The sequence below is a fragment of the Psychrobacillus sp. OK032 genome, from assembly GCF_900111345.1.
Classification (GTDB): Bacteria; Bacillota; Bacilli; order Bacillales_A; family Planococcaceae; genus Psychrobacillus.
Genome location: NZ_FOGY01000002.1, coordinates 620,342 through 633,666, shown reverse-complemented (window position 1 = coordinate 633,666; position 13,325 = coordinate 620,342). Strand labels below are relative to the sequence as shown.

Annotated in this window: 10 protein-coding genes and 2 other annotated features; of the genes, 6 read left to right on the top strand and 4 right to left on the bottom strand. The window is 38.8% G+C overall.

The genetic code is table 11. The features are described from left to right. Nucleotides 1-29: 29 nt before the first annotated feature. The 4 genes from BMZ04_RS06760 (at nt 30) to leuS (ending at nt 5,476) form a co-directional block, all read left to right on the top strand. Nucleotides 30-719, top strand: a complete 690-nt coding sequence (locus tag BMZ04_RS06760) for a CoA transferase subunit A (protein WP_093267011.1) — start codon at nt 30-32, stop codon at nt 717-719. Nucleotides 720-733: 14 nt separating this feature from the next. Then, the gene (locus BMZ04_RS06755; protein WP_093267008.1) at nt 734-1,390 is read left to right on the top strand and encodes a 3-oxoacid CoA-transferase subunit B; all 657 of its coding nucleotides are present in this window, start codon (nt 734-736) and stop codon (nt 1,388-1,390) included. A 325-nt stretch (nt 1,391-1,715) separates the two neighbouring features. Next, nucleotides 1,716-2,483, top strand: a complete 768-nt coding sequence (locus BMZ04_RS06750; protein ID WP_093267005.1) for a 3-hydroxybutyrate dehydrogenase — start codon at nt 1,716-1,718, stop codon at nt 2,481-2,483. Between the two features lie 42 nt (nt 2,484-2,525). Further along, nucleotides 2,526-2,737 (top strand) — a binding site (T-box leader). A gap of 327 nt (nt 2,738-3,064) precedes the next feature. Continuing rightward, nucleotides 3,065-5,476, top strand: a complete 2,412-nt coding sequence (gene leuS, locus BMZ04_RS06740) for a leucine--tRNA ligase (RefSeq protein WP_093267000.1) — start codon at nt 3,065-3,067, stop codon at nt 5,474-5,476. Between the two features lie 210 nt (nt 5,477-5,686). Here the strand turns inward: leuS and BMZ04_RS06735 are convergent, their stop codons facing one another. From BMZ04_RS06735 to BMZ04_RS06725, 3 genes are all read right to left on the bottom strand, one after another. After that, nucleotides 5,687-6,274 carry an anthranilate synthase component II gene (locus tag BMZ04_RS06735; protein WP_093266997.1) on the bottom strand — a complete coding sequence of 196 codons (588 nt, stop codon included), beginning with the start codon at nt 6,272-6,274 and terminating at the stop codon, nt 5,687-5,689. Next, nucleotides 6,271-7,659 carry an anthranilate synthase component I gene (trpE, locus tag BMZ04_RS06730; protein WP_093266994.1) on the bottom strand — a complete coding sequence of 463 codons (1,389 nt, stop codon included), beginning with the start codon at nt 7,657-7,659 and terminating at the stop codon, nt 6,271-6,273. Before trpE ends, BMZ04_RS06735 begins: the two co-directional genes overlap by 4 nt. A gap of 47 nt (nt 7,660-7,706) precedes the next feature. Beyond that, nucleotides 7,707-7,936: a binding site (T-box leader), on the bottom strand. 872 nt (nt 7,937-8,808) lie between these two features. Beyond that, the gene (locus BMZ04_RS06725; protein ID WP_093266991.1) at nt 8,809-10,065 is read right to left on the bottom strand and encodes a BaiN/RdsA family NAD(P)/FAD-dependent oxidoreductase; all 1,257 of its coding nucleotides are present in this window, start codon (nt 10,063-10,065) and stop codon (nt 8,809-8,811) included. Between the two features lie 524 nt (nt 10,066-10,589). On the opposite strand from BMZ04_RS06725, the gene BMZ04_RS06720 reads away from it, so the two are divergent. Both BMZ04_RS06720 and BMZ04_RS06715 read left to right on the top strand, forming a co-directional pair. Continuing rightward, nucleotides 10,590-12,206: a putative polysaccharide biosynthesis protein gene (locus BMZ04_RS06720; protein ID WP_093266988.1), complete on the top strand. Its 1,617-nt coding sequence runs from the start codon at nt 10,590-10,592 to the stop codon at nt 12,204-12,206. Between the two features lie 9 nt (nt 12,207-12,215). Then, the gene (locus tag BMZ04_RS06715) at nt 12,216-12,938 is read left to right on the top strand and encodes a pseudouridine synthase (RefSeq protein WP_093266985.1); all 723 of its coding nucleotides are present in this window, start codon (nt 12,216-12,218) and stop codon (nt 12,936-12,938) included. A 37-nt stretch (nt 12,939-12,975) separates the two neighbouring features. Here the strand turns inward: BMZ04_RS06715 and BMZ04_RS06710 are convergent, their stop codons facing one another. After that, complete coding sequence (locus BMZ04_RS06710; protein WP_093267179.1) at nt 12,976-13,197, bottom strand: DeoR family transcriptional regulator; 222 nt, start codon at nt 13,195-13,197, stop codon at nt 12,976-12,978. Nucleotides 13,198-13,325: the final 128 nt, after the last annotated feature.

Here is a 13,325-nt window from a genome sequence, read left to right as displayed (position 1 = left end):
GGGGATTAATAATGTTAGGGGGAGTTTGTATGAAGCCGATTTATACTTCTGCAGAAGAAGCGGTAATGGAAATTCAAGATGGTGCAACATTAATGGTAGGGGGATTTGGTTTAGTAGGAATACCAGAGCAGCTGATTCTTGCCCTAGTTAAAAAAGGGGTAAAAGATTTAACTGTTATCTCAAATAACTGCGGAGTCGATGAATGGGGACTTGGGTTATTACTTAACAATAAACAAATTAAAAAAATGATAGGTTCATATGTTGGTGAAAACAAAGAATTTGAACGTCAAGTGCTTTCAGGCGAAATTGAAGTGGAGCTAACTCCGCAAGGAACTCTTGCCGAAAAAATTCGTGCAGGTGGTGCAGGTATCCCAGCGTTTTTCACGCCAGCTGGTGTTGGGACAACGGTTGCCGAAGGGAAAGAGACACGTGAGTATGATGGGAAAGAATATGTACTAGAGGAATCTTTGAGAGCTGATTTCGCACTAATTAGAGCAGCAAAAGCGGATAAATTTGGAAACCTAATTTATAACAAAACCGCACAAAACTTCAATCCAATGATGGCCGCTGCGGGTAAAATTACGATCGCTGAGGTGGAGGAAATTGTAGAGACAGGTGACCTAGATCCTGCTCAAATCCATACGCCAAGTATTTATGTTCAAGGATTATTCCAAGCAACACAAGAAAAAAGAATCGAACGTTTAACAACACGTTCATAAGGAGGAGACTTTAGTTGAATACACGTGAAATAATTGCAAGAAGAGCAGAAAAAGAAATAGAAGATGGCAACTATGTCAATTTAGGAATAGGAATTCCTACTCTAGTAGCGAACTACATATCTCCTGATAAAACAGTTGTATTACAGTCGGAAAATGGGTTGCTTGGTATTGGACCATATCCTACCGAACTAGAAGTAGACCCTGACCTAATTAATGCCGGAAAAGAAACAGTAACGACCATTCCTGGTTCTTCATTTTTTTCAAGTGCGGAATCATTTGCAATGATACGTGGTGGCCATGTGGATGTGGCAATTTTAGGGGGAATGGAGGTCTCTGAAAAAGGAGATCTCGCAAACTGGATGATTCCCGGGAAGATGATTAAAGGGATGGGAGGCGCAATGGATTTAGTCCATGGTGCGAAAAAAATAATTGTAATTATGGATCATGTAGCGAAGGATGGTTCTGCAAAAATTAAAAAAGAGTGCTCTCTACCTTTAACTGGGAAAGGTGTAGTCAATAAAATCATTACAGAGCGTGCCCTGATAGAAGTAACATCAGAGGGGCTAGAACTCAAAGAAGTATTTGAGGGGTACAGTGTACAAGATATCATTGATTCTACAGAAGCATCTTTAATCGTAAGAGATGTGAAGGAAAACGTACAAATTAGTTAATTTAATACATGTAACTTAATAAAAGGGTTTACTGGGTTTATTATGACCTGTTATTTAATGTTCCAACTAGGGGTTGTATCTGGAAAAGTTATGGAGGATAGCGGTGCAACAGATTCCGTGTCCAAATGGATTGTTGATAGATTAGGAATGTAATATGCTGTAATGACCATCGTAATTGCCTGTGCAATATATTGGGCTGTAGGAGCAACCACTGTAGTGGTACCAACACTAGGTACAGCTCTTGCAATAATATTATTTTCACTTGGTTTAGGTATCTAAATTTTTATCTAACGACAATAACTAATAAGTTTTGGGGGTAATAAGAATGGTGAAAGATAGAGTACTTCTCATTACAGGAGCAGCACAAGGAATTGGATTTGAAATAGCGCGTGAATTTTATGAAGCAGGTGCGAAGGTAGTTTTAACAGATATTAATGAAGAAAAAGTAAAAGAAGCTGCGTTATCGCTTGGTGAAGACGTTCTTAGTATTAGATGTGATGTTACAAATGAAGAAGAAATTATAAACTCTATTAATAGAACGATAGAAGAGTTTGGTCGTGTTGATATATTAATCAATAATGCCGGTATGCAACATGTTGCAATGCTAGAAGAGTTTCCAACAGAACGCTTCGAATTATTAGTGAAAATTATGCTAACGGCTCCATTTGTGGCGATTAAGAATGTTCTCCCACATATGCGTAAACAAGGCTTCGGTAGAATTATTAATATGGCTTCGATCAATGGCTTAATTGGTTTTGCAGGTAAAGCAGCATATAATTCTGCTAAGCATGGTGTAATTGGCTTAACTAAAGTTGCTGCATTAGAAACAGCTGCTGATGGAATAACGGTTAATGCTGTTTGTCCAGGATATGTGGATACACCTCTTGTGCGCAATCAATTTCAAGATCTTGCAAGAACACGTAACATTCCAGTAGAAGCGGTACTTGAAGAAGTTTTATATCCTTTAGTTCCACAGAAACGTTTGTTAGATGTAAAAGAAATCGCTGATTTGACTTTGTTTTTAGCTAGTGATGCTGCAAAAGGAATGACTGGTCAAGCAGTTGTTTTAGATGGTGGATATACAACTCAATAAAAACTTGCTATTTCTTGCTATTTCCTCTAAAATCGAAGTAATAGCAAGACTAGGATAAGGATCAGTAAATAGTGTGTGTTTTTTTAGAGAGCTAACGGTTGGTGAAAGTTAGTGAAATGCCCTATTGAACTCGCCTTTGAGTCTGTATAGGTGAACTTTTAGTAGCTTATACCGTTTTCCGCGTTAAGGAATCAAGTTGAGTGAAATTTTCACTAATTTGGGTGGTACCGCGTGAGTATACTCTCGTCCCTTAGTTTTTTAAGGGGCGAGTTTTTTTTATGTCTAGCTTCAGCGCCTAGCCCCTCGGGGTCAAATGTGAAATAGCTGCTCCTGCGCAAGCTCGTCGCAAACAAGTGCGTTTGTGGTGGCTGAGGAGCTGCCTACTGGGCCCGCACGATGCGGGTTATGTCTGCTATGCCACAGAATGTGGCATACTTGGTAGACCTACCCCAAACACATTTGCCTGTCGGAGGCCTGCAGGATGCAGGTCATGCAGTCGTTGCGACACGATGTCGCGAACTTAGACTGTATTCATCTAACACAGGCGCTTACGCTTTTCTTACATTTAAGGAGGAATTACGATGAGCTTTAATCATGAGGCAATTGAAAAAAAGTGGCAAAAATATTGGCAAGAAAACAAGACGTATAAGATGACCGATGATCCATCAAAACCAAAGTTCTATGCATTGGATATGTTTCCTTATCCATCAGGAGTAGGTCTACACGTTGGGCATCCACTGGGGTATATCGCTACAGATATATTAAGTGCATTTAAACGCAAACAAGGATATAACGTACTTCATCCTATGGGATGGGATGCTTTTGGTCTTCCCGCGGAGCAATATGCTATCGATACTGGTAACGATCCAGCAGAATTTACTGCAAAAAATATCGCTACATTTAAACGTCAAATGACGGATCTAGGATTTTCATTTGACTGGGATAGAGAAGTTAATACGACAGATCCTTCTTATTACAAATGGACACAATGGATTTTTATACAACTGTACAAAAAAGGTCTAGCATATGTGGATGAAGTGCCTGTAAACTGGTGTCCTGCATTAGGTACTGTTTTGGCAAATGAAGAGGTAATCGATGGCGTGTCTGAACGTGGAGGACATCCAGTAGAACGTCGCCCAATGCGTCAATGGGTGCTTCGCATAACTGCCTATGCAGATAGACTTTTAGAAGACTTGGAAGAACTAGATTGGCCTGAAAGCTTGAAGGAGATGCAACGAAACTGGATTGGACGTTCAGAGGGTGCAGAACTTACATTTGAAGTAGACGGTACGAATGAATCATTCCGTGCATTTACAACTCGACCAGATACTATTTTTGGTGCAACTTATGCAGTATTAGCGCCTGAACATAAGCTTGTGGAAACAATCACAACTGCTGACCAAGCCGAAGCAGTGCAAGCTTATAAAGATCAAGTGAAATTGAAAAGTGACTTAGAACGTACAGATCTTGCAAAACACAAAACAGGTGTATTTACAGGTGCTTATGCGGTTAACCCGGTAAGCGGCGAAAAAATGCCAATATGGATTGCTGATTATGTGTTAGCGACATACGGTACAGGTGCTATTATGGCAGTTCCTGCACATGATGAGCGCGATTATGAGTTCGCAAAACAATTTGATTTACCAATCGTTGAAGTAGTTTCTGGTGGCGATATCGCAAAAGAAGCATACACAGCTGACGGTACGCTTGTTAACTCAGAATTCTTGAATGGTTTAAATAAACAAGAAGCGATTGCAAAAGCGATCGAATGGTTTGAAGCAAACGGTAAAGGTGAAAAGAAAATCACATATCGCCTTCGCGACTGGTTATTTAGCCGTCAACGTTATTGGGGCGAACCAATTCCAATTATCCATTGGGAGGATGGCACTTCTACACATGTAGATGAGTCTGAATTACCATTAATGCTTCCGGTAACTACGGATATTAAACCGAGTGGAACAGGTGAATCGCCACTAGCTAATATTACGGAGTGGGTAAATGTTGTTGATCCAGTAACAGGCAAAAAGGGTCGTCGTGAAACGAATACAATGCCACAGTGGGCAGGTAGCTGCTGGTACTACCTTCGTTATATCGATCCAAACAATGACGAAGCACTTGTCGATCCAGAACTAGCTAAACGTTGGCTTCCAGTTGACATTTATGTTGGTGGAGCGGAGCATGCGGTACTGCATTTGTTGTACGCACGTTTTTGGCATAAATTCCTTTACGACATCGGCGTAGTAACAACGAAAGAGCCATTCCAAAAACTTTTTAACCAAGGGATGATTCTTGGTGAAGGTAACGAGAAAATGTCTAAATCAAAAGGGAATGTTGTAAACCCTGATGATATTGTGAAAAGTCATGGTGCTGATTCACTTCGTCTTTATGAAATGTTCATGGGCCCACTAGACTCTTCGAAACCATGGTCTACAAACGGATTAGACGGTTCAAGAAGATTCCTAGATCGTATTTGGCGTCTGCTTGTCGATGAAGACGGTAAACTGAGTGCTAAAGTTACAGATTCTTCTTCTGCTAATATGGAAAAAGCTTATCACCAAACTGTTAAAAAAGTAACAGAAGATTTTGAAGCAATGCATTATAATACAGCCATTTCTCAAATGATGGTATTTATCAATGAAGGCTATAAAGCTGAGCAAATTTCAAAAGAATATGTAGAAGGATTTGTGAAGCTTATCTCTCCAATCGTCCCACATATTGCTGAGGAGCTTTGGAGCATTCTTGGACATAACGATACTATCGTGTATGAATCTTGGCCAACTTTCGACGAATCTAAATTAGTAGATGATGAAGTAGAAATTCCTGTGCAAATCAAAGGGAAAGTACGCGCGAAACTTAATGTTTCTAAAGATGCTACAAAAGAAGAATTGGAAGAATTAGCTTTAGCTTCTGAACAAGTACAACAATGGTTGGAAGGTAAAGAAGTGAAAAAAATAATCGCCATTCCAGGTAAAATGGTGAATATCGTTATTTAATTTTAAAAGGAAAGCTGTTTCCTACCTCGCTAATGAGATAGGAAACAGCTTTTTTAACGTTTTTTGCATATTCCAACTAATCTGTTCATTTTTCCAACTAAACTTTAAAAAATTCAAACTAAATTCTCCGAAATTCCAAATAAACTCCATTCGCAAGCATTTTCCAACTCAAAAGCCCCTAGAAAGATACTAGGAGCTCCTAATTTTATCTTATATTACATGTTGCTGCTCAAGTGTTGCTATAAAAGCCTGTATTAGTTGATCACCTTGCTCGGTTCCGATAGATTCTGGATGAAATTGCAGTCCATAAAGGGGATAATCTCGATGTTTAATCGCCATAATTTCATCATCATCTTTAGCTCTTGCAAGTACCTCTAGTTCGTTGCTTAATGTATTCTCATCAATTACAAGCGAATGATAACGCATAACAGAAATGGCTTCGTTAAAACCCTTAAATAAATATGAAAAAGTATGTTCTACGTTAGAAATCTTTCCATGCATGATTGTTTTTGCTTGGACAATATCTGCACCAAATGCAGCACCGATTGACTGGTGACCGAGGCAAATTCCTAGTATCGGATACTTTTTATACAACTTCTGAATTACTTCCACCGAAATGCCAGCTTCCGAAGGGGTGCCAGGTCCCGGCGAAATAATAATAGCTTCTGGATTTAATCGCTCAATTTCTTGTACAATTATTGCATCATTTCGCACAACCTTTACTTCCTTGCCAAGGGCGCTTACTTGTTGAAATAGGTTATACGTAAAGGAATCATAATTATCGATTAATAAAATCATCGTTGCACCTCCAAAAGTGCTTTGGCTTTATTGATCGTTTCTTCGTACTCACTTTCCGGAACCGAATCAAAGACAATACCTGCTCCGGCTTGAACATGAGCTTGACTATCTTTCACAACCATTGTGCGTATAGCAAGTGCTAAATCCATATTGCCTGTTACGGAAATATAGCCAACAGCACCAGCGTAAACACCTCGTTTAGTCGGTTCAAGCTCATTAATAATTTGCATCGCACGGATTTTTGGAGCTCCTGATACAGTTCCTGCAGGTAAAGAAGCTGTCAATACGTCCAGCACATGCAGGTCTTCCTTAAGTATGCCAGTCACTTCAGAGACGATATGCATGACGTATTTATAGTATTCAATTGTCATATACTTTTCGATTTGTACGGAACCAATTTCAGAAATCCTTCCAATATCATTTCGTCCAAGATCAACAAGCATACGATGCTCTGCGATTTCTTTTTCATCGTTAAGTAAATCTTTTGCGATTTGCACATCTTCTTCGGCTGTTTTTCCTCGTGGCTTTGTCCCAGCTATTGGATTTGTTGTGACTATTCCTTTATTTACTTTTACTAAGCTTTCTGGTGAAGTACCGAGGATCGTATATTTTTCAAAATCCATATAAAACATATATGGTGAAGGATTCGATGTACGAAGCTGGCGGTATAGTGCAAAAGGATTTCCCTCGAAAGGTGATGAAAAACGTTGCGATAGTACAATTTGGAAAATATCACCTTTTATAATATGCTCTTTAGCTTTTTCTATCATCTCAATAAAGGATGCTTGTTCTATTTTTGGTTGGAAAGCAAGCTTTGTTTCTGTATCTTCATGAAATTTTGAACCCTGCTGTAAATCAGTATATATTGTTTCAATTGCATTTGACATCTCTTGTTGGGTACGACCAATTTGAAATAAATCAATTGCAGCAATTGTCACAGTTTGTTTTAAATGATCAAAAATAATAAAAGTGTCATAGAACATAAGATGGATATCTGGCATCTCTAATTCATCAGGCAATAGCTCCCCAATCTTCTCATGATAAAATGCCGTTTCGTATCCGAAATAGCCAATCGCTCCACCGAAAAAAGCAAACGGGTACTTATCTGTATGAATTGGCATCATCTTTTTTAGCTTTTCTATTACAGATGTTGATGCTTTCTCCGTGTCCCCATCAGTATACGACAATGTATACCCAGACTGGTCACCGGTCAATTCTGCAATAGGATTTAATGCAATAAATGAATAACGTCCACTTTCTTCATGCTTAGCTGACGATTCAAATAGCATTTTCTTTCTTCCATTTAGCGAATGATAAATGGAAATAGGTGTCATCATGTCTCCTTGAATTTCTTTCATCTCATAGCTTCTCGTCTCAACTGTCATAGCTCATCTCTCCTCATCTCAGGTTGCATACAAAAAGGCCCTCCGTCGTAAAGGACGGAGAGCCGTGGTGCCACCTTTATTGATTACTATTGTAATCCGCTTATATCGCAAACAACCATTCGCGAAGTCTTATAACGTAGACAGACGCCTAAGCCTACTAATTTGTTCAGCCAGGAGCTCAGAAGCCCATTCACGATATGTACTGCACTGGCTTGCACCAACCGCCAGCTCTCTTTAGCATTTTCACATCGCTACTATTCTTCATCATCGCTTGTTAAAGACAATTGTATTATAAATAGTGTTAAAATTCAAATTATTTTTTAAGGATAGTTAATAAATAGTTGCAATATATAGGAATAATGCGTCACAGTGGAATACCACAAGCGCAGTTGATTTCCGCTCCGGGCGGACGCTTTCCGCGGGCACGGCTTCAATCTCCTCGTCACTGCGTTCCTGCGGGGCTTTCAGCTCGTGCACCTGTCGCTTCGCTTTCGGTGCAGAAAACATTTGCTGTTCCCGCTGGAGTCGCCGCCTTCCGCTTCTTCAATCAACGAAATATGCTTGCTAATTAGCGTTTAGTTAAACAAACCAATATGAAATATAAGAACAACTGCAGGAAGGCAAAAGTGGCAGTTATCACTATATGAAAAAAATTGCTTATTAAACAGTAAACATGAGCTTCACGATTTTATGAATTACCAAATAATGTATTTTTTCATAATGTTAATAGTCGTCTCCTATTAAGTAAACTTTTTGATATGGGATATGATTGCTTCCGTACCTAAATTGGTTGCTTTCCTTATAGAAGTAGTTGCTTTCAATGACCAGTTGGTTGCTCTTATCCATTTACTGGATCAATTTTTACGAGATACTTACTAATAATGGATTTTCCTTTTCGTTTCTAATAAAACATTTGGTTTATAAAGCGAGAATCTAATTAGTCAGCAAGCTCCTTTGATTTTCGTGGAAGGGCGGCGACTCCTGCGGGATGAGTGAGACAGATGAGACTTCACAACGTACGCGTAGCGTCGGTGAAGGTTCATCGCTCCCCCCGCGGAAAAGCGTCCGCCCTGTAGCGAAAATCATTGCGGACACTTTATTCAACTTGCTTAGACTTATCTCTATATTGCGTATAAGTCAGAAGGTGAATCATTTAGCTAGCGCAGCGCTCATACCCGCAATTTTCCCAGTTACAAGGGCGGAGGTAATATTATAGCCGCCGGTATATCCGTGGATGTCCAATATTTCACCGCAAAAAAACAGACCGTCTTTTTTCTTCGATGCCATTGTTTTAGGTTCAATTTCTTTAATCGATACTCCGCCACCGGTTACAAATGCTTTATCGAGTGGTTGTGTACCGTAAACATTAACAGTGAATTGTTTTAATTGGCGTGCTAATTCTCTTATTTTATCATGGGCAAGGTTTGTACCGTCTTCACTTTCACTTATCCCTGCACGTTGTAATAAGAACAAAAGCCATCTTTCCGGTACGATTCCTTTCCATACATTCTTCACCGCTTTTTTTGGATCCTCTTTGATGGAAGAAAGGAGAGATTGGAATGTTTGTTCTTCGTTTTGATCTGGTAAACTATCTATACGGACTTGTACGAGCTGTCCGCCATTTTTCTTTTGTTCTTTCACAACGAATTGGCTACAACGCAAAATGGCTGGACCACTTAAGCCGAAATGGGTAAATAACATGTCCATTTGGTGAGTAATAATTGGTTTTCCATTCTTCTTAAGTACAGAAACTGCAACATCTCGTAGTGCAAGACCTTGAAGTTCTTTCGATTTAATAAAAGGTTCGCTTGATAATAAAGGAACTTCTGTTGGATATAGATCAGTAACCGTATGACCGGCTTTTTCAGCCCAAGGATAGCCATCACCCGTTGAGCCAGTTTGAGGAACCGCTTTCCCTCCAACTGCAACAACGACAGCGTCAGCAACGATTTCTTCTCCATCGGCTAGACGTACGCCAATTACTTTTTCATCATTCATTAATAGCTTTGCAACCGGAGAATTTAATTTAATATCGACATTTAATCTTTTTAATTCATCGAGTAACGCATTTACAACATCCATCGCCTTATTCGAGACGGGGAACATTCTTCCGTGATCTTCTTCTTTTAAAGCAACTCCAAGATTTTCAAAAAACGCAATAATATCTTCATTATTAAAAACGGAGAATGGACTGAACAAAAAACGTCCGTTTCCAGGTATGTTTTTCACAATTTCTTCTTGAGGGAGTCTATTTGTTACATTACAACGTCCTCCACCTGAAATAGCAAGTTTTTTACCAAGCTTTGATCCTTTTTCAATAAGTAATACTTTTTTCTTTTCTGCTCCAGCAGCTACTGCTGCCATTAATCCCGAAGGACCCCCGCCTATTACAATAACGTCATACATAGATAGTTCACACTTTCACTTTTTTCTTTATTATACACGATTGTGGTTTTCATTAGACAGATGTAAACTGTAATGTAGACAATTTAACTTCATTCAGCAGATATTTTGTTGCGACGAGCTTGCGCAGGAGCATTTATTTTGTTGCGACGAGCTTGCGCAGGAGCATTTATTTTGTTGCGACGAGCTTGCGCAGGAGCATTTATTTTGTTGCGACGAGCTTGCGCAGGAGCATTTATTTTGTTGCGACGAGCTTGCGCAGGAGCATTTATTTTGTTGCGACGAGCTTGCGCAGGAGCATTTATTTTGTTGCGACGAGCTTGCGCAGGAGCAGAAGTCTCGCATTTCTATAAGTGGTGAGATGAATGCAAAGTACGCATTCAATTTAGTGGGGTCCACAAACCCCAGCTGAATAAAGTTAAAGCCTCCGGCGGATGCCACAGATTTTTAGAGGAGTTTCTCGAGCAAATTGAGAAAATCTGGGCGGAAATACGCCAAGGCGAATTTGATTAGATTGGGCGGGTTTTATGGCTTCGAATTTATTAAAAGGGACAATGATTTTGACTGTTGGCCTATTATTATCAAGAATACTAGGTGTTCTTTATGTAATTCCTTTTTACCAAATTATTGGGGAAGAGTACATGGCGCTTTATCAATATGCATATGTTCCGTATTCAATTATGCTTGCGATTGCCGTTTCTGGTGTGCCGATAGCGGTTTCGAAATTTGTTGCGAAATATAATGCATTAGGAGACTATGCTACTGGTCGAAAATTAGTGAAGTCCAGTATGCTACTGATGACGGCTACCGGAATTTTAGGTTTTATCGTTTTATTTGCAATGTCGGAACCAATTGCTCGATTGATTATTAAAGACGATGAGGCAAATTTTACGATAGCAGATGTGGCAACGGTAATAAAATATGTTAGTTTTGCCGTTATTGTAGTACCAGTTATGAGTTTAATCAGAGGTTTTTTCCAAGGGTATCAGCATATGACTCCTACAGCAGTTTCACAATTATTCGAGCAAATTGTACGGATATTATTTGTACTAGCAGGCGGATTTAGTGTTATCTATATTTTCAAAGGCACTGAAAAAACGGCTGTTTCATTTGCCGTGTTTGCTGCATTTTTAGGGGCGATTGCAAGTTTAGTCGTTTTATACTGGTATTGGAAAAAGTTAAAACCAGAATTCAATGTACTTCGAAGTTCGAGTGGTAAAGCGACTTCGGATATTTCTCTGACGAATATTTACAAAGAGATGCTTATTTACACAGTGCCATTTGCATTAGTTGGGGTCATCAATCCACTATTCCAGTTTATCGATATGATTACATTTAACAGAGCGATGTTGATGATTGGATATACTGGAGAAATTTCAAATATATTACTTGGAATGTTGAATTTTTCCACTCATAAATTAGTAATGATACCTGTTATGCTAGCTACAGGATTTTCCATGACTTTAATTCCATTGATTACTAGTTATTACGCAAAACAAGATTTCGTTCAAGTAAGAAAATCTTTAGATCAATCATTCCAAATTCTACTGTTTTTAACTTTGCCAGCAGCGCTAGGTATTTCTGTTTTAGCAAATGAATTTTACCTTGTATTTTATGAGCAAAGTGAAACGGGATCAACGGTTCTTGCACACTATGCACCTGTTGCTATATTATTTGCGCTTTATCCGGTAACAACAGCGATTTTACAAGGGATAGATCGACAAAAACTCATTATATTAAATTTGTTAATCGGCATATTAACGAAGCTTGTATTAAACACGCCATTGATAAAAGCATTTGAAACAGATGGTGCTATTATGGCGACTTCTGCAGGATATCTTATGGCCATTGGGTTAAATATGCTCGCGATTCGAAAAACATTGCATTATAAATCCCCAATGGTTATCAGACGGATTATATTAATTTTGATCGTGAATGTAGTGATGTTAAGTATTGTATTCCTATCCAAATGGGGTATCGAGAAGATGTTCGTAATCGACAATAAGTTAGAAGCGTTGGTAGTTATTATCGTTTGTGCTTCCATTGGAGCGGCATTTTATGGTTATATTACATTGCGATTGGGTCTTGCACAAAAGCTTTTCGGAGAAAGACTTACAAAATTTACGAAAAAAATTGGTTTTTAGGAGAACGATATGCGATTAGATAAATTTCTGGCTCATACGGGCTTTGGGACAAGAAGAGAAGTAAAAATGTTAATCAAGTCAAAGGCAATTCAAGTAAATGATGTCACTGTTAAGGATGGCTCGATACATGTTAATGAGCATAACGATAGAGTGTCCGTTTACGGGGAAGTTGTGGAATACAAACAGTTCATTTATCTAATGTTAAATAAACCAGCAGGCGTTGTTTCCGCAACAGAAGATACAAGAGATAAAACCGTCATCGATCTATTGGACGATGATGTACGGCATTTCGAACCTTATCCAGTCGGGAGGCTGGATAAGGATACGGTAGGGCTACTGTTACTGACAAATGACGGTGCTTTAACTCATCGTCTGTTGTCACCAAACAAAGATGTTCCAAAAGTATATTTTGCAAAAGTGCAAGGTATCGTAAATGAGACAGATGTAGAGGCATTTAATAATGGTGTCACATTAGATGATGGCTATCATACAAAACCTGGAATACTGCAGATTTTAAAAAGTGGTAGCATATCTGAAATTGAATTAACGATTACGGAAGGGAAATTTCATCAAGTAAAAAGAATGTTTGAAGCAGTGGGGAAGAAGGTCATTTACTTAAAAAGACTTTCGATGGGTACACTTAAGCTAGACAATGCACTTGCAGAAGGCAATTATAGAGAATTAACAGAAGAAGAATTATTGCAAATACAGCAAAAGAATGACCTCGCTTAAATCTAGAGCATGGTCATTCTTTTAATATTGTAAATATCTAGGATGTCAATTTAACTCGTTTGTTCGTCGTGGTCCATTTGCCTCTTGTTGGACTAATAACTAGGTCATTAAAAGCAAGCACATTTAAGTCTCGTTGAATAGTACGAGGAGTGATGCCAAATTCATCGACTAAATCTTGTGTAGTAACAGTTCCATTTTCTCGGATGAACATGTACATGTCTTTAATTCGATTGAGCATCCGATCAGTAGTAGGTTTCAACAGTAACCACTCCTTCATCATCATATCTCTTGGCTAGACTAGCGGACGACATGGGTGAAAAGCAACTAAATAATTGCAATTTACAGCCCCTTTACTATATTGGTAGTCAATATATTATCTGACAATTT

What these genes read in the sequence shown, in the direction of transcription:
- BMZ04_RS06735 (WP_093266997.1), bottom strand. Translation starts at nt 6,274, where the DNA reads ATGATTTTATTAATCGATAATTATGATTCCTTTACGTATAACCTATTT.
- BMZ04_RS06715 (WP_093266985.1), top strand. Translation starts at nt 12,216, where the DNA reads ATGCGATTAGATAAATTTCTGGCTCATACGGGCTTTGGGACAAGAAGA.
- trpE (WP_093266994.1), bottom strand. Translation starts at nt 7,659, where the DNA reads ATGACAGTTGAGACGAGAAGCTATGAGATGAAAGAAATTCAAGGAGAC.
- BMZ04_RS06760 (WP_093267011.1), top strand. Translation starts at nt 30, where the DNA reads ATGAAGCCGATTTATACTTCTGCAGAAGAAGCGGTAATGGAAATTCAA.
- BMZ04_RS06750 (WP_093267005.1), top strand. Translation starts at nt 1,716, where the DNA reads ATGGTGAAAGATAGAGTACTTCTCATTACAGGAGCAGCACAAGGAATT.
- BMZ04_RS06720 (WP_093266988.1), top strand. Translation starts at nt 10,590, where the DNA reads ATGGCTTCGAATTTATTAAAAGGGACAATGATTTTGACTGTTGGCCTA.
- leuS (WP_093267000.1), top strand. Translation starts at nt 3,065, where the DNA reads ATGAGCTTTAATCATGAGGCAATTGAAAAAAAGTGGCAAAAATATTGG.
- BMZ04_RS06725 (WP_093266991.1), bottom strand. Translation starts at nt 10,065, where the DNA reads ATGTATGACGTTATTGTAATAGGCGGGGGTCCTTCGGGATTAATGGCA.